This window comes from Pseudoalteromonas shioyasakiensis (genome assembly GCF_022398475.1).
Classification (GTDB): Bacteria; Pseudomonadota; Gammaproteobacteria; order Enterobacterales; family Alteromonadaceae; genus Pseudoalteromonas.
Map to the genome: position 1 here is coordinate 21,168 of NZ_JAKEVM010000004.1, position 21,706 is coordinate 42,873.

Consider the following 21,706-nt stretch of genomic DNA (forward strand, 5'->3'; position numbering starts at 1 on the left):
GCTACTTAGGTGCGGTTTCAAAGGCACTCATATTACTTAGGTTATCTAGCCAAGGTTTATATGAGCGATACCAAATATGCGCTTTTGGAATAAGCTCATCAGCTTGCTCTACGGCGCCAATACGTAAGCCATAAATACGCTCGCCAGCTCCTACAGAAGTCGCGTACAAGGCTGTACCACAGTTACCACAAAACCCTTGCGCACGCTGATTACCACTCTCGGCAATTTTTATATATTCTTTTGGCTCAGCACCTGTAAAAGTAACCCCATCAGGCACAGACACAACAACAGTACGAAATGGCGCACCCGAGATAATTTGACAGTCAGTGCAGTGACAGTTAATCACTTTATTTTCATCCACTTCTGCGTGATAAGTTACCTCACCACAATGACAACGACCAGTGACCTTCATATTAAACTCCTTGTTGAGATGATTGCCCTTTTACAGGGTAATGATTAGCCTGTTTTAAGCTTTGTAAGTCATTAAAACGTACCCCGTGCTGGGCCATAATAGGACGTATTTTTTTGCTGATCAATTGTCTAATGTAAAAGGGCTGATTCGGCACAAAATGATGGATTGTATGGGTTCGGCCAAAATCAAAACAAAATAGCTGAAACGGTAAAAACCAGCGGCTGGTGATCACATGCGTTTGCTCAAGCAAGTTATTTACACCGCCATAATAATGCATTGAAGATGTCACTAAGTTAAGAGAACTAGAACGAATAATATTAGGCACGATAAGTACCACCATTAAAAACTCTGCCATCGCCAATAACTCAGCTCCCCAATCTGGCAATGTAAATGGCTGCAAAAACTGCACAGCGTAATAAGCAATTACCCCATAAAGAATCGCAAAATATGCGGTTGCAATCGGAAAGCCCGCATTAAATACCCGTAAAAACTTAAAACCGCTAATTTCTTTACTAAATCGCTTGGTATTAACTAGCAAACCTAGCAAGCCATCAGTGATGACCAAGGCTCTCAAAAATGGCGATTTAATGCCATTGCCCACCAAACGCTCTTCTAAGTCTTGCGACGTGCCAGATACTTTATGGTGATGTAAATGAATCTTTCTGCGATACCAAGGATTAACCGTATTTGGCCGCATAAGCCACACGGTTAACATCATAAAGTTATGTATAAAAGGACGATTACTAAAGTACTGCTTGTGGATAAGGTCATGCTCAAGCTCATGCGATACCGAGGTAATAAAGGCAACCAGAATGATACACAGCCACGAGGGAATAACCGCTAAGTAATAAAGTGTTGCAACACCGATTAGTGAGCACAACGACACCAGCAGAATAAACATCGCAAGTGTATTTTGCTGGTTGAGTATAGGGAAACGCGCTCTAAGCGACTGCTCTTCGGCCTTAATGGCTGTAACAATCGCCTTTATGTTTTGCTTTGCGGTTAATTCTGACATCACAAGCTTTGCTAACTGTTTGATGTCAAAATCATACAGTAATTACCTACTGCTCTCGAGAAAATTGCGTTAAAAATGGAATTACATCATTTGCTGGCAATGGTTTAGAAAAGTAATAGCCTTGTATATAGTCACAACCGGCTTCGGTTAGCACAGCCAATTGCTCGCGCTCTTCAACCCCTTCAGCAACGACTTTAATACCCAAAACACGACTCATTTGGATAATCGATTTAACCAGCGCTTCGTCGCCTAAATCAACATGTACTTCATCAATAAATGACTTATCAAGTTTAAGTACATCAACCGGAAAACGACGCAAGTAGCTAAGAGACGAATAACCCGTACCAAAATCATCTAGCGAAATTAAACACCCAGCTTGCTTCAACTGCGTAAGCACGTCTAGGTGGTTGGTATTTTCTGGCGCTAAAACACTCTCGGTTAATTCAAATGAAATTTGCGATGGCTTAACCCCTTGGCTTTTAATGGTTTCAAGCCATGCATTACGCTCTGGATTAAACTCAGTAAACTCAAATAAAGAACGGTTTACGTTAAAAACAAAGTTTTCATATCCTTGTGCTTCTAACGCTTTTATTTGCTGACAGGTTTTAATCAACACAAGCTCACCGAGAGGAATAATCACCCGCGACTCTTCTGCAAGCGGAATAAACTCGGCAGGTGATACCCATTGTCCTTGGTTGTTCCAACGCACTAAACTTTCGAATTTAGCGACCGTGTTATTTTCAATATCAATAATAGGTTGAAAATACACTTCAATATCGTTGTTCTTCACGGCTTGTGTAAGCTGCTCAACCAGTAAGTTGTGCTTTTTAACCTTGTTATCCATCTCTTTGCAGAAAAACAGATATTCATCGCCTGTTTGTTTTGCATTTAAGGTGGCAAGCTCAGCTTGGCGAACTAAGCGACGGGCTATTTTTTCGATTTTTTCTTGTGAAGTCGCCGTTCCAGCTTGCTCAAATTGACTAATGCCCAGCGTAACTGAAACCTGCTGACTAATGCCGCCAATAGATACAGGCTCAACAAGTAACGCGGTAATTTGCTTGCAAACATGCTCAAGTTCACTGACATGCTGATAAGTTTGTAAGATAGCAAAACTATCACCATCGATACGCGAAAAAGCAGATTCTTTGAAGCTACCGTCGAGGCGTTCTGCAAGCTCACATAAAACCTTATCACCAAAGGTTAAGCCATAAACGGTATTGATATCTTGAAACTTATCAACATCAAAGTAGATCACGGCTAGGTTAGTATTTGCATCGTCTTGGTACGACAAAGACGATATTAGCTTGCACAAATACTCTTTAAAGTAAAAACGGTTAGTTAAGCCGGTAAGTTGGTCGTGGTTTGCGTGAAAATAAATTTTCTCCTCGGCTTCTTTTTTCTCGGTGATATCCAAAATAAACGCCACATAGCAATCTTCACCATTATTTTGCATTTTGGTTATCGATAAAAACTGCGTGTACAACTTACCTTGTTTGGTTTTATTGGTGATTTCACCAGACCACTTTCCCTCAGTATTAATTTGGTGCCACATTGCTTTATAAAAATGCGGGTCATACTTGTTTGAGCTTAAAATTTTTGGATTTTGCCCTAAGACTTCATCCAACGAATAACCCGTCATTTTAGTAAATGCGGTATTCGCGTAGGTAATATGTACATTGTGGTCGCAAATAAAAATCGCTTCGTGACTTTGCTCAATCAGTTGGTTTGAGAAATCTAATTTAGCAATAAAACGGTCTTTTTCGATTTCACGCTGGATAAGGCCAGTAAAGAGCGAAAAGAACGATTCAATCTGTAGTGCATCGCCTATTTCATGCTGAAATAGCGCGACAAGGATAGTATCGGTTTTGCCCGAAATACTTTGTAGTGGAACACCCACATAGGCTTCGATGCCCATATCGACAAGTAGCTGATCATGTGGGAATAGCTGCTGAACACCCGAGCTGTAACTTGAAATACAGCCACAACTAACATCATTACATGGCGTACTACGAATATCGTAGCTGATATTTTCAATGATTTCGTCATGCGCAGCCAAAGCGATGGTCGTCGCATGTTGAGTTAACTCATCAACTTGAGCTAAAAAAACATGAGAAGCACCAAGCACTTCTGATAAAGACAGGCATATTGCATTATAAAAGTTCTCACTTTTAAGATTTGAAATACTTTCAACAATACGCTTTAAGTCGTATGTACCCACGCTAAGCTACCTTACCCGATAATGTGCACTAAGTGATTGACTTCACTTATTCTTAAGGCCACAAATTGTATTATAAGATGTATTCAAACACCATCGTACTCTAGTCTTAAACGGTTAATTTTCAAACAAATAAGCACACATTTTTCGTGGTTATTTGTAGATTAAGCATAGTTTGAACTTGACCGCTTAGAAATAGAACAAAAGTTGCTTTAATAGAGCCTGAATTGGTACTTAGATTTGAGTTATAGGTGTTAGGCTCTGGGTGCTAGGTGCTAGGTGCTAGGTGCTAGGTGCTAGGTGCTAGGTGCTAGGTGCTAGGCAAAATGTACCCGTAGGAATGGCTTTAGCCATGAATTATGTTTTTCAGCATTGCTGGTTCGGTTTTCTTGGTTCGGCAGTAAACTACCTCCTACAATGCTTTTACGAATTGAATTGCTGAGGATGGTTTCAAAAAACAATAACCGCACCGTTCGGCTAAAAACTGACAGCTGATGGCTGAACTTTTAATTAACTCTAAATATAGAATTGAGTTGTAGGCTTTAGGCGCTAGGCTAAATGCACCCGTAGGAATGGCTTTAGCCATGAATTATATTTTTCAGCATTGCTGGTTCGGCAGTAAACTACCTCCTACAATGCTTTTACGAATTAAATTGCTAAGGGTGGTTTCAAAACCCAACAACCGCACCGCTCTAGCTAAAAACTGACAGCTGATAGCTGATGGCTGGGGTTTTTCAGGCATAAAAAAAACCCAGCAAATCTGCTGGGGTCATAAAAGTGGTACCAGTAGGCGGACTTTTACTTATTCCAGTGTCACGCCCTGCGTGGCGCTCAAGTCCGCTAACTACTATTTTCAGGCATAAAAAAACCCTAACCAATTGGCTAGGGTTCAAAAGTGATACCAGTAGGCGGACTTTTACTTATTCCAGTGTCACGCCCTGCGTGGCGCTCAAGTCCGCTAACTACTTTTTTTCAGGCATAAAAAAACCCTAACCAATTGGCTAGGGTTCAAAAGTGGTACCAGTAGGCGGACTTGAACCGCCACGCCCGAAGGCAACGGATTTTGAATCCGTCATGTCTACCAATTCCATCATACTGGCTTCATTTTTCTTTAACCTTCTAAACACGAGAAGATAAAGAAAAACCACTTTAGAGCAAGAGCTTTTTTAATTGCTTTTGTCTCTATGCCAAGCATTATACAAAGAATGGGTAAGGCGGCAAGCGTTTTGTGCGGCGCCAGTGCTCAACCGCACAATAATTAAACAAGTTGTTAACTTTAGAGTTTTGGCATCATTCGCGAAACAATCGCCTGACAATCGATATCATGACTCAGGCAGCCGTACTGACTAAACCCTGCACCACTAAAACGACTTTTTACAAACGCATCGGCAATAAGTGACTCGCCAAATTGTAATAGTGTTGCTGCTTGCCAAAGTAGCGCGAGCTTCTCAATTATGCGCCGAGCATGCATTTCGAGGTTTGCAGTATCTGTGAGCATCTCTTTTAGTTCATCGAGTTTTATCGCAAAATCAGGGTGCAAACTGCGCGCTTTTTCAAGCTCATTAATAAGCACCTCAAGTGATTCTGGTTCACGGCTAAACACGCGTAAAAGATCAAGGCATTGCACATTACCAGAGCCTTCCCAGATAGAGTTTACCGGTGCTTCTTTATAAAGTCGGCTGGTAATGTTGTCTTGAACATAACCCACACCACCAATACATTCCATAGCCTCATAAGTGTGCTGCACTGCCCGCTTACAGATCCAATATTTACCGATTGCTGTAGCACTGCGTATTAATGCCACCTCATTACTATTATCTTGTTTATCAAGGGCATGGGCAATACGCATTGAAATGGCGAGTGCAGCTTCGGCCTCGATAGCTAAATCAGCCAATACATTGAGCATGAGCGGCTGTTGATGCAAGTTTTTACCAAATACACTGCGCCCAGATGTATGCCAAATTGCTTCTTTTATTGCTTGTAACATCAGCGAGCTTGAACCCAACATGCAGTCATAACGGGTTAAAGCAACCATTTGAATAATAGTGGCAATGCCTCGCCCCGGCTCACCGAGTAACCAACCATGTGCACCTCTAAATTCAATTTCAGAACTCGCATTTGATTGATTCCCCAATTTACTTTTTAAGCGCTGAATATACATGGCATTTTTCTCGCCAGTTTCGAGCCAGCGCGGCACTAAAAAGCAAGATAACTGATTGTCATCGGTATTAGCGAGTACCAAAAAGGCGTCGCTCATAGGCGCTGAGCAAAACCATTTGTGGCCGGTTAAAGCATATAATTGCCCTGCACCACTTTCATTGATGGCGTCTGCTTTGGTGGTGTTCGCCCGAACATCAGAGCCGCCTTGTTTTTCGGTCATCGCCATACCTATGGTGACACCTTTTTTCTCTGTCCAAGGCTTATTGTCAGAATCGTAATGATTTGCCAGTATTTTAGGTAGCCACATAGCCGCTACATTTTCTTGACTCGCAATGGCAGGCACACTAGCAAACGTCATGGTTAATGGGCAGCCGGAGCCCGGATCAGCATGATTGTGCAGCACCGCCATTGCTGCTCTTACAACATGGCTACCGGCTTTTTGTTGCTGCCAAGGCAATGCGCAGTGCCCTTGCTCTATAGCGTGCTGCATTAGCTGATGGTAACTTGGGTGATAGTCAACTTGGTCTATGCGTTCGCCAAAGCGGCTGTGAGTGGTTAATTCTGGTAAGTGTTTGTTTGCTAAGAATCCTGCTTGCAGTAATGCACCACCCACTTGCTCTCCAAAGGCCGTTAAATGCGCAGTTCCCCATTGCCCAGCAAAACGATTTTGCCAATATTGAAGTACCGTGTCGGCCTCATAGGCATTGTAGTTTTCAAGTGGTTTGGGTTGATTAAATACCTGATGAGTTTCGCTTTGAGAAACGGCCATAACTGTGTGCTCATTTTTTATTATTTTCTCAACTATAGCAGGTCAGACCTGTTTGTCGACTTGCTAAACAGCCGTTAAGTATTTCTTGTTTGCGAAGGACTTTGCTAAACTACTGCGCAATTTAATTGGACGAGATTGTTTATGTCAGCTGAGTTTCCACGTGCCGGTTTCTGGCGCCGCTTTGCCTCTTTAATCTACGATACCTTGGTTATCATTGCCTTTGCGATGCTGACAACCGTACTGTATTTGTTAGCTGTTCAAGGGCTAATTTCTTTAGACTTACTAAGTATTGGTGACGCTGAAGATGTATCTGCTTTCATTCAAAATTCACCATTATTGTATGGCATTCGTAGTGTGTTATTGGTGATAGTGAGTGTTAGTTTCTTTAGCTATTTTTGGGCTAAGAGCGGTCAAACTATTGGTATGCGTGCATGGCGTTTAAAGGTGCAAACTCTCGATGGTCATTTAATTAGCTGGCATCAAGGCGCACTTAGAGCCATTACAGCACTATTAGGTTTAGGTAACTTAGTGGTGTTGGTCGATTTTAAAAATAAGCGTGCCTTGCAAGATTACATCGCAAAAACTGAAGTGATCACCCTCACCAAAGAAGAAAATAAACGTATTTATCGCTCACTTGATTAAGCAATACAGCAAGCACAAAAAAAGCGTGGCTGAACCCACGCTTTTTTTGTGCTTTTTAAACGACTATCAAACTCGTTTATTCAATAGATAAGTAGCAAAACCAATAAACAGTAGGCTTGGTAATACGGCACCAACCACAGCTGGAATTTGGTAAACCATCACCACAGGACCAAATATCTCATTGGTTAAGTGGAAAGTAATACCGGTTATAACACCCATGATGATACGTGCGCCCATGGTTACTGTGCGAAGCGGGCCGAATATAAACGATAAAGCAACTAACAACATAACGGCGATAGATACTGGCTGCATGATCTTACGCCATAGCGCTAGCTCATAAGTGCTGGTGTCTTGCTCATTTTGCTGCAAATAACCTAAATATGACCAAAGCCCAGTAAACGACAGCGCTTCGGGCTTAACCGACACCACTCCTAATTTTTCGGCGGTCAGCTGCGAGTCGTAAAACTCTTCTTTATGCTGCTCAGTATTGATCTGCTCTGGCGTGATCATTACTTTATTTACATCACGAAGTAACCAACCATCTTTACGGTTTATTGCCTCTTCTGCCTTGGTAATTTGAGTAAGTTGTAACGATTTATCAAAGTGATACATATGCACGCCACGTAAAGTGCCTTGCTGATCGACATCTTCAATATTAATGAAGTTGCTACCATCTTTCGCCCACACACCTTGCTTAGCATTAAATACATCACCACCATAAATCGCTTGGTTACGTATTTCTTTTGCTTTGAGCTGTGCTTCTGGGGCACCCCATTCACCTAGCGCCATCATACAAATCGCCATAAACATCGCGGTTTTCATGACTGATGCAATAATTTGCAGGCGTGACATACCCGCCGCTTGCATAACGACTAGCTCACTGTTTGAGGCCAATGCACCTAAACCTGTTAAGCCACCAATCAAGGCAGCCATTGGGAAAAAGATAACTAAATCACCCGGCATGCTATACAGGGTGTAAATCAGCGCAGTTGCAATATCATAGCTACCACGGCCAACTGATTTTAACTGCTCAATAAACTTAATGAGGGTACTAATACCTACCAGCACCATTAATGCAAAACCGGTGGTTTGAATTATGCTGCGACCTAAATACCAGTCGAGTGTTTTCATCATGCGCTTAACTCCCGCTTAGTCACAACTGCCTTTAACCATGCGCCGAGCGGACGACCTTTAATAATCAAGAAACCACCAATAAACAAGGCTGATAAATGGATCCACCACAAACCAATTGAAGGCGGAATTTTACCATCTTCAACAGCAAACTTAGCTGCATTCAATAAAATGAAGTACCCTAAATACAAGCTGATTGCAGGCACTAATTTAGCGAATTTACCTTGGCGCGGATTCACCACACTCAAAGGCACTGCGAGTAAAGTTAATAATGGAATTGAAAGCGGAATAGCTAAACGCCACTGCCACTGCGCAATTGCTTCAGAGGTTTTCATTTTGAATAAATCAAGTGTTGGAATAGCTTCTAACTTACGACGCTGGTGCTCAATTTCTTGATCTTGAATTTGTACACTGTAACCATCGAACTCTGTTAGGTTTAACGCAGCAGACTCGCCATCTGTTTCGTAGCGCTTACCGTCATTAAGAACAAGTTGCTGCTCACCGTTATCTTGCTCAATCACCACACCACGCTCTGCATATACTAAACGGGCTAAGTCACCTTTTTCACGGTCAGGAAGCTGTGCAACAAATACCTTGTGAAGCTCTTTACCGCTATTTTCGATGTTGTGAATAAAAACCACCGCTTTTTCGTTTCCAGTTTGCTGAAAACGCCCAGCACGAAGTGCCGATAAGCCAGCATCGGCTTTCGCTTGTTCTTTTAATTGATATTCTTGCTCACTGGCCCATGGCGCAACATAAAGAGTAAGCGCACCGGCTAAAATAGCCATCGCAGTACTTGAGATAAGCGTGACACGAACCACATACCACTCACTGACACCACAGGCTTTGAAAACAGTCATTTCGCTGTCTGCATAAATGCGACTGTATGCCAAAATAATCCCTAAGAAGATACTCAAAGGTAAGATAAGTGAAGCAAGTTGAGGAAGTTTTAGTGCAATCATCGAGAGCACAAGTTTAGCTGGAAGACCCCCTTCAGAGGCGTCTCCTAAAATAACAACAAACTTTTGAGACACAAAAATAGTCATCAAAGTTAAAAATACGGCGACCTGCGACTTGAAGACTTCAGTGGTCAAATAACGAAAAATTAGCAATGCTCGCCCCTGTTAAACATCGAGTTTCACTGGAATAGTAAGGAATTTTGAGTAAACTAGTTATTTTACTCACTTTATTATATGCCATCAAAGTTAAATATCATACCTAGCAAGAACATATAATCTTGCATAAATGGTGCAGATGGCGTCTATTATGTGATATTGATATTCACATTAAGATAAAGTTCAAAAACACATAAATAGAGTCATAGTTTATGTACTAAGATTAGTGCTATTAAACTAAAAAATGTAAGAAAGGACTCGAAAAAGAATTTCTTACCCTTATAAACTAAGGTTATACGACTCAATATCAGGAGTAACAATGGAATTTAGCGTAAAAAGTGGTAGTCCAGAAAAGCAACGTAGCGCATGTATTGTAGTAGGCGTTTATGAGCCACGTCGTTTATCCCCCATTGGTGAACAATTAGATAAAATCAGTGACGGTTATATCTCAAACTTACTGCGTCGCGGTGACCTTGAAGGTAAACCAGGCCAAGTATTGCTATTGCATCATGTACCTAATGTACTGAGCGAGCGTGTACTACTAGTAGGTTGTGGTAAAGAGCGTGAGCTTGATGACAAACAATATAAACAAATCATCTCAAAAACGATTAACACGCTAAACGAAACCGGTTCGATGGAAGCGGTATGCTTTTTAACTGAGCAACACGTTAAAAGCCGTGACACTTATTGGAAAGTACGCCAAGCAGTTGAAACAACTCAAGACTGCTTGTATACCTTCAATCAACTGAAAAGCAAAAAGAGCGACCCACGTCGCCCACTACGTAAAATTGTTTTCAACGTACCAACGCGTCGCGAGTTAACCATTGGCGAAAGTGCAATTGAGCATGGCTTAGCCATCGCTGCAGGTAGCAAGTTATGTAAAGATGTTGCCAACATGCCGCCAAATATCTGTAACCCTGCTTATTTAGGTGAGCAAGCACAAGAAATTGCTGATAACTTCGATAATGTAAGCGTTGATATTATTGGCGAAGAAAAAATGGCAGAACTGGGCATGAATTCATACCTAGCAGTTGGCCGTGGTAGTGCTAATGAATCGGTTATGTCAGTGATCAACTATCAAGGTGGCGACAAAGACCAAGCGCCAATCGTGTTAGTGGGTAAAGGCTTAACCTTTGACTCAGGTGGTATTTCGATCAAACCAGGCGAAGCCATGGATGAAATGAAATACGACATGGGTGGTGCAGCAGGTGTTATTGGTACTATGCGCGCTTTAGTGCAAATGCAATTACCAATTAACGTTGTCGGTGTTTTAGCGGGTTGTGAAAACATGCCAGGCTCAAACGCTTATCGCCCGGGTGATATCTTAACCACTATGTCGGGGCAAACAGTTGAAGTGTTAAATACAGACGCTGAAGGCCGTTTAGTACTGTGTGATGCACTCACTTATGTTGAGCGCTTTGAACCTGATACCGTTGTCGACGTAGCAACACTGACAGGTGCGTGTATTATCGCGCTGGGTTCACATGCCACAGGTTTACTATCAAACCACAACCCACTGGCCCATGACCTACTAAAAGCGTCTGAGCAAAGTGGCGACCGCGCATGGCAGTTACCTTTATGGGATGACTATCAAGAGCAACTTGAAAGCCCATTCGCTGATTTCACCAACTTAGGTGGCCGTGCCGCAGGCACCATTACAGCTGCATGCTTCTTATCTAAATTCACCAAAAAATATAACTGGGCGCATTTGGATATCGCAGGTACGGCATGGCGCAGCGGCGGTAAAAACAAAGGTGCAACCGGTCGTCCGGTACCTATGTTGACTCAGTATTTACTAAACCGCGCAGGCGTGAGTGAAGCAAGTCACGATTAAGCCTTATCGCAAGCTTAAAACTATCCCTAAATAAGGCGCCAAATGGCGCCTTATTAATTGAAGCAATTCGCGTTCTATGTCAAAATCCCTGCTTTGATCTGTGTATCTGTGGGGACGAAAGTCACTATGAATATGAACGCACAATTTTACGTTCTAAAACAAGATGATAGTGCCCACCAAACGGCTGGCGCTGTTTTCGATCTGGCAGCTAAAATTGCTGCGGATCAGTATCGTCTAGGTCATCGCGTATTTATTTACGCTGATAACACCGACACGGCCCACACAATCGACGACATCATTTGGTCATTTGAACCAGATAGTTTTGTACCTCACAACTTACAAGGTGAAGGCCCTAAAGGTGGCGCTCCGGTTGAAATTGGTATGACTCCACCTGTCGGCAACAGAAAAATATTAATCAACTTAGCTGAACACCTACCGGATTTTATTCGCCGTTTTCAGCAGGTTTATGATTTCGTACCCGTTGAGCCAAATGCTAAGCAAGCCGCCCGTGAGCGGTTTAAAAAGCTTCGCCAACTGGGCGCCCATATTGCAACGCAAGAAATTGACATTTAAGCATTTATTTAAGGTTCTGTGTAATGGATAAAACCTATAATCCGCAAGATATTGAACAGTCTTTATACCAAGGCTGGGAAGAAAATGGCTACTTTAAACCGTCTGGCCAAGGTGACGCATACTCAATTATGATCCCGCCACCAAACGTCACGGGTAGCTTACACATGGGCCACGCGTTCCAAGATACCATCATGGATACGCTAACGCGTTTAAAGCGTATGCAAGGCAACAACACTTTATGGCAAGTAGGTACTGACCACGCGGGTATCGCAACGCAAATGCTTGTTGAGCGTAAGCTTGCAGCTGAAGAAGGTAAAACACGTCACGACCTTGGCCGTGAAGCATTTATCGATAAAATCTGGGAGTGGAAAAACCACTCTGGTGGCACGATCACTAAACAATTACGTCGTTTAGGCGCTTCTGTAGATTGGGACCGTGAGCGTTTCACTATGGACGAAGGCCTTTCTGAAGCGGTTAAAGAAGTATTCGTACGTCTTCACAAAGAAGATTTAATCTACCGTGGTAAGCGCCTAGTTAACTGGGATCCTAAGCTACACACTGCGATTTCTGATCTTGAAGTTGAAAACAAAGACAAACAAGGTCACATGTGGAACCTACGTTACCCACTTGCTGATGGCGTAAAAACCAAAGATGGTAAAGACTACATCATTGTTGCGACAACACGTCCTGAAACAATGCTAGGTGATTCAGGTGTTGCTGTTAACCCTGATGATGAGCGTTACCAAGATCTGATCGGTAAAGAAATTTTACTGCCTATCGTAAACCGCCGTATTCCAATTGTTGCCGATGAGCATGCAGACATGGAAAAAGGCACTGGTTGTGTGAAAATCACGCCTGCCCACGACTTTAACGATAACGAAGTAGGTAAACGTCACCAACTACCAATGATCAACATCTTCAACAAAGATGCTGCGGTATTAAGCGAAGGTGAAAGCTACACATTTGATGGTAAAGAGCTTGAATTAGATGCGCCAATTCCTGAGCGCCTACATGGCCTTGACCGCTTTGATGCACGTAAAGCGATTGTGAGCGAATTTGAAGAACTTGGTCTACTAGAAAAAATTGAAGATCATAGCCTAACTGTACCTTACGGTGACCGTTCTGGCGTAGTGATTGAGCCTCTTCTTACAGATCAGTGGTACGTGCGCGTAGCGCCTCTAGCTGAGCCTGCAAAAGAAGCCGTTAAAAATGGCGACATTAAGTTCGTACCTCAACAATACGAGAACATGTACTTCTCGTGGATGAACGACGTACAAGACTGGTGTATTTCACGTCAGCTTTGGTGGGGTCACCGCATCCCAGCTTGGTACGACAACGAAGGCAACGTTTACGTTGGTCGTGACGAAGCTGAAGTACGCCGCGATAACAACCTTGCTGATGATGTTGCACTTAAGCAAGACGAAGACGTTTTAGATACCTGGTTCTCATCTGCGCTTTGGACTTTCTCAACGCAAGGCTGGCCGGCAAACACTGATGATTTAAAAACGTTCCACCCGTCTGACGTATTGGTAACAGGTTTCGACATCATCTTCTTCTGGGTTGCTCGTATGATCATGATGACCATGCACTTCATCAAAGATGAAGACGGCAAGCCACAAGTACCATTTAAAACCGTTTACGTAACTGGCCTTATCCGCGATGAAAACGGCGATAAGATGTCTAAATCGAAAGGTAACGTACTTGATCCTATCGACATGATTGACGGTATCGATCTTGAAAGCCTAGTTGAAAAGCGCACTGGTAACATGATGCAGCCACAACTAGCGAAGAAGATTGAGAAGAACACTCGTAAAACATTCGAAAACGGTATCGAAGCACACGGTACAGACGCACTGCGTTTCACCCTTGCAGCAATGGCTTCAACGGGTCGTGATATCAACTGGGATATGAACCGTCTTGAAGGTTACCGTAACTTCTGTAACAAACTATGGAACGCAAGTCGTTACGTATTGATGAACACAGAAGAGCAAGACTGTGGTTTCGCTACAGATGCTGAGAAACAGTATTCACTCGCTGATCGTTGGATTTTAGGCCAGTTTGAAGCAACTGTTAAAACCTATACTGAGCATCTAGAAAACTACCGTTTTGACCTAGCCGCAAACACTATTTATGAGTTCACTTGGAACCAATTCTGTGACTGGTACCTAGAGCTTACTAAACCAGTATTGTTTAAAGGCAACGAAGCACAGCAACGTGGCACTCGTCATACCTTAATCACGGTATTAGAAAGCCTACTTCGCTTAATGCACCCGTTAATGCCATACATCACAGAAACGATTTGGCAACGTGTTGCACCACTTGCAGGTATCGAAACTGCGGGCACTAGCATCATGGTTCAAGGTTTCCCTGTTTACAATGAAGCAAATGTTGATAGCCAAGCGATGGACGACCTAGAGTGGGTTAAACAATTCATTCTTGCTATTCGTAACATCCGTGGTGAAATGGATATCAGCCCAAGCAAACCATTATCGGTATTGCTTGCTAATGCGTCTGACGAAGACAAACGCCGCTTAACGGAAAACGAAGCTTTCTTAGCGTCTCTTGCTAAGCTTGAAGAGTTCACGCTTCTTGATAGCAAAGACGAAGCACCTGCGTGTGCAACATCGTATGTTGGTAACCTTGAGATCATGATCCCAATGGCTGGCCTAATCGATGTTGAAGCTGAACTAGCTCGTATCGCGAAGCAGCTTGAAAAAGCAGAGAAAGGCTTAGCTCAAGTTAATAACAAATTAGCTAACGAGAAGTTCGTAAATAACGCGCCAGAAGCCGTGCTTGCTAAAGAGCATGCTAAGCTGGCTGAGTTTACAGATGCGAAAGACAAACTATTAGCGCAAAAAGCGAAAATCGAAAGTCTATAACAGCATATATAAAGCGCGATTTATTCGCGCTTACAAAAAAGCCGCGCTATAACATTGTTATAGCGCGGCTTTTTAATGCTCTGTAGCAGCGACTTTACGTCGCGTCAAAATTAAAATTTGTAGTTGTACTGAGCACCAATTAGAACTGCGTGACCTTTTGATTCATATTCCCATGAAACATCTTGGCCTAAAGAAGCAGCTAGGCTGTCTTTTTCAGAGAAGTTTTGTGTTTTACCACGAAGGATACTTACACCTAAGTCAACATTTGAGTTTTCGCTGAATGCGTAGTTACCACCAAACGAGAACCAGAAACGATCTGTATCAGGGATAGAGATTGAAAGGTGTGATTGGTCTGCTGGTGACTCATCGTATGCAATACCTGCACGAAGTAAAAGTGCATCGCTGTACTGGTAGTCAGTACCGATAGAGTAACGCATTGAATCTGAGAAGTTCTCTTCTTTAGAGAATACAGGCGTTTCAAGGCTTGGTGTATAAGCTTCTAATTTTTGGAAGCTATCCCAACCAGTCCATAAGATGCTGTAGTGTACGCCTAGCTTCTTATCAAGTTGATGTGAACCAGAAAATTCAGCAATTGCTGGTAAAGTCAGTTTTAACTCACCCGGTACTGTAGTACCCGCTAAACCGCCAACTGCAGCTGGAAGTTGGTTTGAGTACTCGCCTTCAAAGTCGATATCTGTTTCGCTGCGGTAGTTAAAACCAAAACGGTTGTTTTCGTCTAACTGATACATCGCACCAATGTTCCAACCAAAGCCGTAGTCGTCACCTTCAAGGTGAGCAATTTGCGTGCTAGCTGGTAAACCAAATGGATTAGTACCTGCATTACGAACAACTTTTGCATCAGCATAAACATAGTTTAAACCAAGACCTAAGCTGAACTGTTCGTTGATTTTATATGAAGCGCTAGCATTCATGTTAACTGTTACGATTTCAGTTTCACCTGCAATAGAGCCTGCCGCGTAGTCATCTTTAAACTCAGTTGAAAGACCGAAGTTTGAAAAAGCACCAAAGCCTAAAGACACTTTATCGTTTAAAGGCATTGTGAAGTAACCTGCAGGGATAAATGCAGATGGTGCGATGCTATCGTCATCGATAGAGCTTTCATCTAAGCCGTATGCAGCACTTTCGCCTTTTAAACTTACATCTGGAATTACAGCAATACCTGCTACTGAGATTTGCTTGTCTTTGAATAAAGACATAAGTGCAGGATTACGAGCAACAACTGATGCGTCATCTGCAACAGCTGCTTCACCAGCGTATGCGCGACCTAAACCTGAAACGTTTTGCTCTGCTAATTGGAAAGCTGCAGCGAAGCTGTCAGCAGAAACAACAGCAAGTGATGCTGCAATTAGTGTTTTAGTGAACTTCATAAATCTGTGTCCTCTTGCAAACTTGTGCGAAAGCTAATCCAACAATGAGGGCAACCTATTAGTTAAGCATAAAAGATTAGCGCTGTATGTTGGTATTAGATGTTTTATTCTAATGATTACAAACTTTCGAACATTACCTTAATTAAGATCAAAAAACTGTAATTTTTCGTTAGAAATAGGTAAAAACCCGCATTTTAACAACAAGATAACAACTTATTAAAACTCATCAGAGCTCTGATTACAAAAACAACAAACAGTAGTAATTATCATTTGCATTGACATCTATTTCTTGTCCCTTTAGACTAAAAATAAAGGTTTTACTGTTGAGTTTGAGTATGGAAATCGCATTGATTATTGCGGCACTGATGTTATGTGGTGTGAGTGTTCATTATTTTTGTAAAGCAAACTATTGCGCGTGCACTAAAGCGGGTGATTGCGATAACCCAGTCAATCACTATTGGCTAGGCGCCATGCTGAGTGCTGTTTTATCACTACTGTTATGTTGTGTGGCCTTACATGTAGAAAAAGGCACATTGCTGTGGTTGGTATTAATGACGAGTTGTTTTAGTGGTGCATTTATATCAGCAAAACGCAGTGCCAAAAAACGCTGTTTTAAGTCTAAACAAGCAGATGCTCTTTTAACAAACGAGCCAAATTAAGCTGATAATCTAGAGGCTTAATACTCGCAATAATTTTTAGTTCTTTTTCTACGCTTAAATCGACATCTTTGGCAGTAATATGATGCTTATGCTTGGCATTATAGAAGATCTTTATTTTCGGCTTAATTGGGTTTTCGTGGTTACCTTCCATCACTAACGCCAAGCGCTCATTATTCAACTTCACAATCGTTCCAACAGGGTGCACCCCTAGGCATTTAATAAAGCGTTGCACCAACTCAGAGTCAAACAATTGCTTATTGGCAAGTAAATAACGCAGCGCTGAGATTGGCTCTTCTCCCATTTGATGCGGCCTGTCTGCTGTCATAGCATCATAAACATCGACGATTGCCATCATACGGGCTGCACGGCTCAGCTTTTCAGCTGCAATACCGCGAGGGTAACCTGTACCATCTAAACGCTCATGGTGATTCACTATCATATCAAGCATTAACGGCGTAATGCCCTTTTCACCTTTCACTAAACCTAAACTCTGCGCCACATGCTTTTTAACAACTTGCATTTCGTTGTCGTTCAAGGCACTTGGTTTAGACAATACACCTTGTGGCATTTTCGCCTGACCGATATCGTGCATCAATGCACCCATTGCCAGCTCTTTTATTGTCTTTTCTTTGTAGCCTAGGTACTTAGCAAACACACTCACCAAAATAGCGGTGTTGATCATGTGCCGCCAGTTATAAATATGTTTATCTTTAAGGCGAGTTAAAATAGTTAAGGCATTGTGATTACGAAATACCGAGCTGACTATATCAACGGCGATATCATCAAGCACAGCGACATTCATCTTTAAACCCGATGTGATATCTGAGTAGAAACCTTGTAATTTTCGGCTGTGCTGCTCGTAATGCACGCTGGCTTTTAAAAACTCTTGTTGAACCGTTATCCCTTGTGGTGCTTCGTTAGCTGCAGGCTTTTGTTCAACCTTAGGTTTAGCCGGTTCAGGCTTTGGTTGGTATTTTTTAGGGAGTGCAACATCGCTTTGTGTAAAGTCGATGAGTAGCTCTTCAACCCCCTCAGAGATAAGGCGTTGAATAATCGTTTTATCACGCACTAAACCACGTGTTTTGATTTTAATACTATTTACATGCTCTTGTTGCTTACTGACACTGTCAACAAACATCCCTGGTACAAGTTCGGCAATGGGTAAGGTAATAAGCATATGTGAGCTTAGCGCATAAAAACATCGAGTTTTTATTATCGCTAATTGATTACAAATGTCTATAGATTGGGTAGCGAATACGAAATAGGTATTAGGGAAGAGTTAGAAAGGGGAAAGCTAGAAAGGGGAAAGTTTCTAGGGGAAAGTTAGAAAGAGTAAAGCTAGAATCGCTTAGCTAACGACTCAAGAAACTCGCTAACTTTACTCTTGAAACTTGCTAACTTCCCATCCCTAGCAACTCGCTAACTTTACTCCTGAAAGTAAGTACCCCAGCCATCGTATTCAACGTCGGTTTGCTGAGCAAGCGCTTCTAGCTTGTCTACGTCTTCCATAATCGCTTCTACTTCAAGTTCACACTCAACAACCACGTCAAAGCTCCACACTTTCTCGCCGTCTTCTAGCTCAAGTTCTGCAGGTTCTTCAACATCGTAACCTAGTTTAAAAGCGGCTAAAGCGGCTTGCTCTAACTTTTCAAAATTTTCGCTAACAAAGTGGTGTTCCACTTCATAAAGTACTTCAGGATCTGAGCCATCTTCAAGTAATGAAGTAACGATGTCTTCAGTAATTTCGCGCCAATTTTCCATTATTTGTTTCTCACTTGAGCATCTAATTCAGTTATTTTAGCAGCCATAATCTGATGAACATGTGAAGCATGGTCACGAGCAGATACGTCTTTATCAAGATAAATCGGCGCTAACATTTCGAGGTAAATTGTACCATTATCCCAGCGATTTAGCTTAATAGTTTTGTGCGTTGTACTCATACAAACAGGCACAACTGGCACATCAGCACTCATTGCTGTGTGAAATGCCCCAGTTTTGAAGGGTAATAAACCACGACCATAGCTTCGCGTGCCCTCAGGAAACATCCAAACCGATAGACCTTTTTGTTTTATTTTCTCAGCTGATTTAGAAATTGTACCTGCCGCTTTTGAGCGGTTAGCGCGGTCAATTAAGATATTTCCCGATAACCAATATAGTTGACCAAAAAATGGGATCCATTTGAGGCTTTTCTTACCTAGGCTTACGCAATTCTCTGGCACCATGGCAGGTAAAGTGAATAGGTCATAGTTATTTTGATGATTTGCTACATAGACAGCAGGACCAATATTTTTTGGAGCCTCGTGATATTTAAGCTCTAGTTTGACACCTAAAATTTTAGCTACCTTGCAAAACCAACCCGAAATAATATGCACGTTATTAGTATAAAACGGCTTAACGATGCATAAAAGCAGCCCAAAAACACAGCTTAAAACAATGAATAACGCCATGAAAATTATGCGAAAAATAGCTAACAAACGAATTCTCCTCGTACTAATCAGCGCGCATTATAACGTGAAAAATACCATTTCCATAGCTTTAAGCGCACATGTGTACGCTTAAAATTTCATAACGTTTTAACAATAAAAAAGGCCTGCAATTGCAGGCCTTTTATTTTTTACTCTGTTACTTCGCTTGGCGACTCATCACTATCATCAGTTTGAGTCACTTCGACTACAGCTTCATCAACACGTTGTAAGCCTCTGGGTAACTTATTACCTCGTCTACCACGTTCACCATGATAATGCTCAAGATCAGCCGGTTTAAGTGTCAGTTTTCGTTTCCCTGCATGCAGGGTTACGCTACTGCCCGCAGGCACCACTGCCAGTACTTTTACAAACTCTTCTCGGGCTTGTACTTTCGCACTTGGGATAGAAATAATCTTATTTCCTTTACCCTTACTAAGCTTAGGTAAATCACGCAGTGGGAATAACAACATACGGCCTTCGTTAGAAATTGCCATACAGTAATCTGTTGCTACGTCAGTTACTCTAATTGGCGCGAGTAATTCACCGCCTTTAGGAACACTGACCAGCGCTTTACCGTTTTTGTTCTTACTCACCAGATCTTTAAAGTCGCTTATAAAGCCATAACCTGCATCTGAGGCCATTAACAACACTTGGTTGTCTTCTGCCATCACCACATGCTCAAAGTTGGCTCCTGCGCTTAAGTTAAAGCGCCCTGTCATTGGCTCACCTTGGCTTCGAGCTGAAGGTAAACTGTGTGCATCAGTAGCAAAAGCACGGCCACTTGAGTCTAAGAACACTGCAGGTTGATTGCTCTTACCTCGCGCTGAGGCTTTATAGCTGTCGCCTGACTTGTAACTCAGCCCTTCAACATCTAAATCATGGCCTTTACCAACACGTGCCCAACCTTTTTCAGATAACACAACGGTCACTGACTCTGAAGGGATAAGGTCTTTTTCACTTAACGCTTTTGCTTCAACACGTTCAACAACTGGTGAGCGACGATCATCGCCATACATTTCAGCCGCTTCTTGGATTTCTTTTTTCATTAAGGTCGACATACGACGCTCTGAACCAAGCGTTTGCTCTAACTTGTCACGCTCAAGAGCAAGTTCATCCTGCTCACCTTTAATCTTGAACTCTTCAAGTTTTGCTAAATGACGTAGTTTTAACTCTAAAATCGCTTCCGCTTGAATATCAGTTAAACCAAAACGCTCCATTAATACAGGCTTTGGTTTATCTTCAGTACGGATAATTTCGATAACTTCATCAATATTTAAAAAGGCCGTTAATAAACCTTCTAAAATATGTAAGCGAGCTAATACTTTATCTAAACGGTGCTGTAAGCGGCGGCGAACTGTTTCACGGCGGAACGTTAACCACTCGGTTAAAATACTACGTAAATCTTTAACTTGCGGACGACCATCAAGGCCAAGCATGTTTAAGTTTACGCGGTAGTTCTTTTCTAAATCTGTGGTTGCAAATAGGTGCGCCATTAGTGGCTCAGCTTTAATGCGGTTTGAACGCGGTACAATCACGATACGAGTTGGGTTTTCGTGATCAGATTCGTCACGTAAATCAGCAACCATTGGCAACTTTTTAGCATTCATCTGGGCTGCAATTTGCTCAAGCACTTTTGCACCTGAACACTGATGAGGCAGCGCGGTGATCACTATGTCACCTTGCTCTTCAGTGTAAATTGCACGCATCTTGATAGAACCACGTCCGGTTTGATAAATCTTACGAATATCGTCTTTTGGTGTGATGATTTCAGCTTCTGTTGGGTAGTCAGGCGCATGCACTAACTCAAGCAACTCTTCGATTTCTGTCTTTGGCTTATCAAGTAATAGACAACAGGCACTGGCAACTTCACGCACATTGTGTGGTGGAATATCGGTTGCCATACCTACCGCAATCCCCGTTACACCATTAAGTAAGATGTGTGGTAAACGCGCAGGTAACACCATTGGCTCATCAAGTGTACCGTCAAAGTTTGCGGTCCAATCTACAGTGCCTTGACCCAGCTCTTTTAGCAGAACTTCTGAGAACTTAGATAAACGCGCTTCGGTGTAACGCATTGCAGCAAATGATTTAGGATCATCGGCAGCCCCCCAGTTACCTTGACCGTCCACCAGCGGGTAGCGGTAAGAAAACGGCTGCGCCATTAACACCATCGCTTCGTAACAAGCACTATCGCCATGGGGGTGGTATTTACCCAGTACATCACCCACGGTACGGGCTGATTTTTTATATTTTGCTTGCGCCGATAGCCCCAGCTCGCTCATTGCATAGATGATACGACGCTGTACAGGCTTAAGACCATCACCTACATGAGGTAAAGCACGGTCCATGATGACGTACATTGAGTAGTTTAAGTAGGCGTCTTCAGTAAAGCGCCCCATTGTTTGTTGTTCTACGCCTTGCATCAGCAAGGTATCTGTATCACTCATTA

Annotated in this window: 16 protein-coding genes and 1 tRNA gene; 5 read left to right on the top strand and 12 right to left on the bottom strand. The window is 42.4% G+C overall.

The features are described 5' to 3' along the window. Position 1: 1 nt before the first annotated feature. From L1D51_RS01865 to L1D51_RS01885, 5 genes are all read right to left on the bottom strand, one after another. The gene (locus L1D51_RS01865) at positions 2–412 is read right to left on the bottom strand and encodes a GFA family protein (protein ID WP_055021203.1); all 411 of its coding nucleotides are present in this window, start codon (positions 410–412) and stop codon (positions 2–4) included. 1 nt (position 413) lies between these two features. Next, a complete protein-coding gene (locus L1D51_RS01870) occupies positions 414–1,427 on the bottom strand; it encodes a fatty acid desaturase (RefSeq protein ID WP_054562710.1) in 1,014 nt (337 codons plus the stop codon). A gap of 46 nt (positions 1,428–1,473) precedes the next feature. Continuing rightward, positions 1,474–3,645 (bottom strand): putative bifunctional diguanylate cyclase/phosphodiesterase, encoded by a 2,172-nt coding sequence (locus L1D51_RS01875; RefSeq protein WP_055197696.1) that lies wholly within the window; start codon positions 3,643–3,645, stop codon positions 1,474–1,476. Positions 3,646–4,657: 1,012 nt separating this feature from the next. Further along, positions 4,658–4,742: transfer RNA gene (locus L1D51_RS01880), tRNA-Leu, on the bottom strand. A 176-nt stretch (positions 4,743–4,918) separates the two neighbouring features. After that, the gene (locus L1D51_RS01885; protein WP_239962372.1) at positions 4,919–6,571 is read right to left on the bottom strand and encodes an acyl-CoA dehydrogenase family protein; all 1,653 of its coding nucleotides are present in this window, start codon (positions 6,569–6,571) and stop codon (positions 4,919–4,921) included. A gap of 141 nt (positions 6,572–6,712) precedes the next feature. Here L1D51_RS01885 and L1D51_RS01890 point away from each other — a divergent pair, with 141 nt between their 5' ends. Continuing rightward, on the top strand, positions 6,713–7,213 hold the full coding sequence (locus L1D51_RS01890) for an RDD family protein (protein ID WP_054562713.1): 501 nt from the start codon (positions 6,713–6,715) through the stop codon (positions 7,211–7,213). 66 nt (positions 7,214–7,279) lie between these two features. Here L1D51_RS01890 and lptG read toward each other — a convergent pair whose 3' ends face one another. Together lptG and lptF are read right to left on the bottom strand one after the other, a co-directional pair. Further along, positions 7,280–8,347 carry an LPS export ABC transporter permease LptG gene (gene lptG, locus L1D51_RS01895; RefSeq protein WP_055197694.1) on the bottom strand — a complete coding sequence of 356 codons (1,068 nt, stop codon included), beginning with the start codon at positions 8,345–8,347 and terminating at the stop codon, positions 7,280–7,282. After that, positions 8,344–9,456, bottom strand: coding sequence for an LPS export ABC transporter permease LptF (gene lptF, locus L1D51_RS01900; RefSeq protein ID WP_055197692.1), 1,113 nt, complete (start codon positions 9,454–9,456; stop codon positions 8,344–8,346). Before lptF ends, lptG begins: the two co-directional genes overlap by 4 nt. 322 nt (positions 9,457–9,778) lie before the next feature. Between lptF and pepA the strand changes: the two genes are divergently transcribed. The 3 genes from pepA (at position 9,779) to L1D51_RS01915 (ending at position 14,745) form a co-directional block, all read left to right on the top strand. Continuing rightward, positions 9,779–11,293 (top strand): leucyl aminopeptidase, encoded by a 1,515-nt coding sequence (gene pepA / locus L1D51_RS01905; RefSeq protein WP_054552638.1) that lies wholly within the window; start codon positions 9,779–9,781, stop codon positions 11,291–11,293. A gap of 126 nt (positions 11,294–11,419) precedes the next feature. Next, on the top strand, positions 11,420–11,866 hold the full coding sequence (locus L1D51_RS01910; RefSeq protein WP_054562716.1) for a DNA polymerase III subunit chi: 447 nt from the start codon (positions 11,420–11,422) through the stop codon (positions 11,864–11,866). 23 nt (positions 11,867–11,889) lie between these two features. Beyond that, positions 11,890–14,745, top strand: coding sequence for a valine--tRNA ligase (locus L1D51_RS01915; RefSeq protein ID WP_054562717.1), 2,856 nt, complete (start codon positions 11,890–11,892; stop codon positions 14,743–14,745). Positions 14,746–14,855: 110 nt separating this feature from the next. Here the strand turns inward: L1D51_RS01915 and L1D51_RS01920 are convergent, their stop codons facing one another. Then, positions 14,856–16,133 carry an outer membrane protein transport protein gene (locus L1D51_RS01920; RefSeq protein ID WP_054562718.1) on the bottom strand — a complete coding sequence of 426 codons (1,278 nt, stop codon included), beginning with the start codon at positions 16,131–16,133 and terminating at the stop codon, positions 14,856–14,858. A gap of 335 nt (positions 16,134–16,468) precedes the next feature. Here L1D51_RS01920 and L1D51_RS01925 point away from each other — a divergent pair, with 335 nt between their 5' ends. After that, positions 16,469–16,792 (top strand): hypothetical protein, encoded by a 324-nt coding sequence (locus L1D51_RS01925; RefSeq protein ID WP_239962396.1) that lies wholly within the window; start codon positions 16,469–16,471, stop codon positions 16,790–16,792. Here L1D51_RS01925 and L1D51_RS01930 read toward each other — a convergent pair. From L1D51_RS01930 to parC, 4 genes are all read right to left on the bottom strand, one after another. Further along, positions 16,752–17,969 carry a cyclic di-GMP phosphodiesterase gene (locus tag L1D51_RS01930; protein WP_054562720.1) on the bottom strand — a complete coding sequence of 406 codons (1,218 nt, stop codon included), beginning with the start codon at positions 17,967–17,969 and terminating at the stop codon, positions 16,752–16,754. The two genes, L1D51_RS01925 and L1D51_RS01930, sit on opposite strands and share 41 nt — an antisense overlap. Positions 17,970–18,217: 248 nt before the next feature. Continuing rightward, positions 18,218–18,553 carry a ribonuclease E inhibitor RraB gene (gene rraB, locus L1D51_RS01935; RefSeq protein ID WP_054562721.1) on the bottom strand — a complete coding sequence of 112 codons (336 nt, stop codon included), beginning with the start codon at positions 18,551–18,553 and terminating at the stop codon, positions 18,218–18,220. Beyond that, positions 18,553–19,239: a 1-acylglycerol-3-phosphate O-acyltransferase gene (locus tag L1D51_RS01940; RefSeq protein ID WP_425605529.1), complete on the bottom strand. Its 687-nt coding sequence runs from the start codon at positions 19,237–19,239 to the stop codon at positions 18,553–18,555. Before L1D51_RS01940 ends, rraB begins: the two co-directional genes overlap by 1 nt. A gap of 167 nt (positions 19,240–19,406) precedes the next feature. Continuing rightward, positions 19,407–21,704 carry a DNA topoisomerase IV subunit A gene (gene parC / locus L1D51_RS01945; RefSeq protein WP_058586579.1) on the bottom strand — a complete coding sequence of 766 codons (2,298 nt, stop codon included), beginning with the start codon at positions 21,702–21,704 and terminating at the stop codon, positions 19,407–19,409. Between the last annotated feature and the right edge of the window lie 2 nt (positions 21,705–21,706).

Coding starts and splice junctions, on each gene's coding strand:
- L1D51_RS01885 (WP_239962372.1), bottom strand. CDS start 6,571: ATGGCCGTTTCTCAAAGCGAAACTCATCAGGTATTTAATCAACCCAAA.
- parC (WP_058586579.1), bottom strand. CDS start 21,704: ATGAGTGATACAGATACCTTGCTGATGCAAGGCGTAGAACAACAAACA.
- L1D51_RS01925 (WP_239962396.1), top strand. CDS start 16,469: ATGGAAATCGCATTGATTATTGCGGCACTGATGTTATGTGGTGTGAGT.
- L1D51_RS01915 (WP_054562717.1), top strand. CDS start 11,890: ATGGATAAAACCTATAATCCGCAAGATATTGAACAGTCTTTATACCAA.
- pepA (WP_054552638.1), top strand. CDS start 9,779: ATGGAATTTAGCGTAAAAAGTGGTAGTCCAGAAAAGCAACGTAGCGCA.
- L1D51_RS01870 (WP_054562710.1), bottom strand. CDS start 1,427: ATGTCAGAATTAACCGCAAAGCAAAACATAAAGGCGATTGTTACAGCC.
- L1D51_RS01920 (WP_054562718.1), bottom strand. CDS start 16,133: ATGAAGTTCACTAAAACACTAATTGCAGCATCACTTGCTGTTGTTTCT.
- L1D51_RS01865 (WP_055021203.1), bottom strand. CDS start 412: ATGAAGGTCACTGGTCGTTGTCATTGTGGTGAGGTAACTTATCACGCA.
- L1D51_RS01890 (WP_054562713.1), top strand. CDS start 6,713: ATGTCAGCTGAGTTTCCACGTGCCGGTTTCTGGCGCCGCTTTGCCTCT.
- L1D51_RS01930 (WP_054562720.1), bottom strand. CDS start 17,969: ATGCTTATTACCTTACCCATTGCCGAACTTGTACCAGGGATGTTTGTT.
- L1D51_RS01910 (WP_054562716.1), top strand. CDS start 11,420: ATGAATATGAACGCACAATTTTACGTTCTAAAACAAGATGATAGTGCC.
- lptG (WP_055197694.1), bottom strand. CDS start 8,347: ATGATGAAAACACTCGACTGGTATTTAGGTCGCAGCATAATTCAAACC.
- L1D51_RS01940 (WP_425605529.1), bottom strand. CDS start 19,239: ATGGCGTTATTCATTGTTTTAAGCTGTGTTTTTGGGCTGCTTTTATGC.
- rraB (WP_054562721.1), bottom strand. CDS start 18,553: ATGGAAAATTGGCGCGAAATTACTGAAGACATCGTTACTTCATTACTT.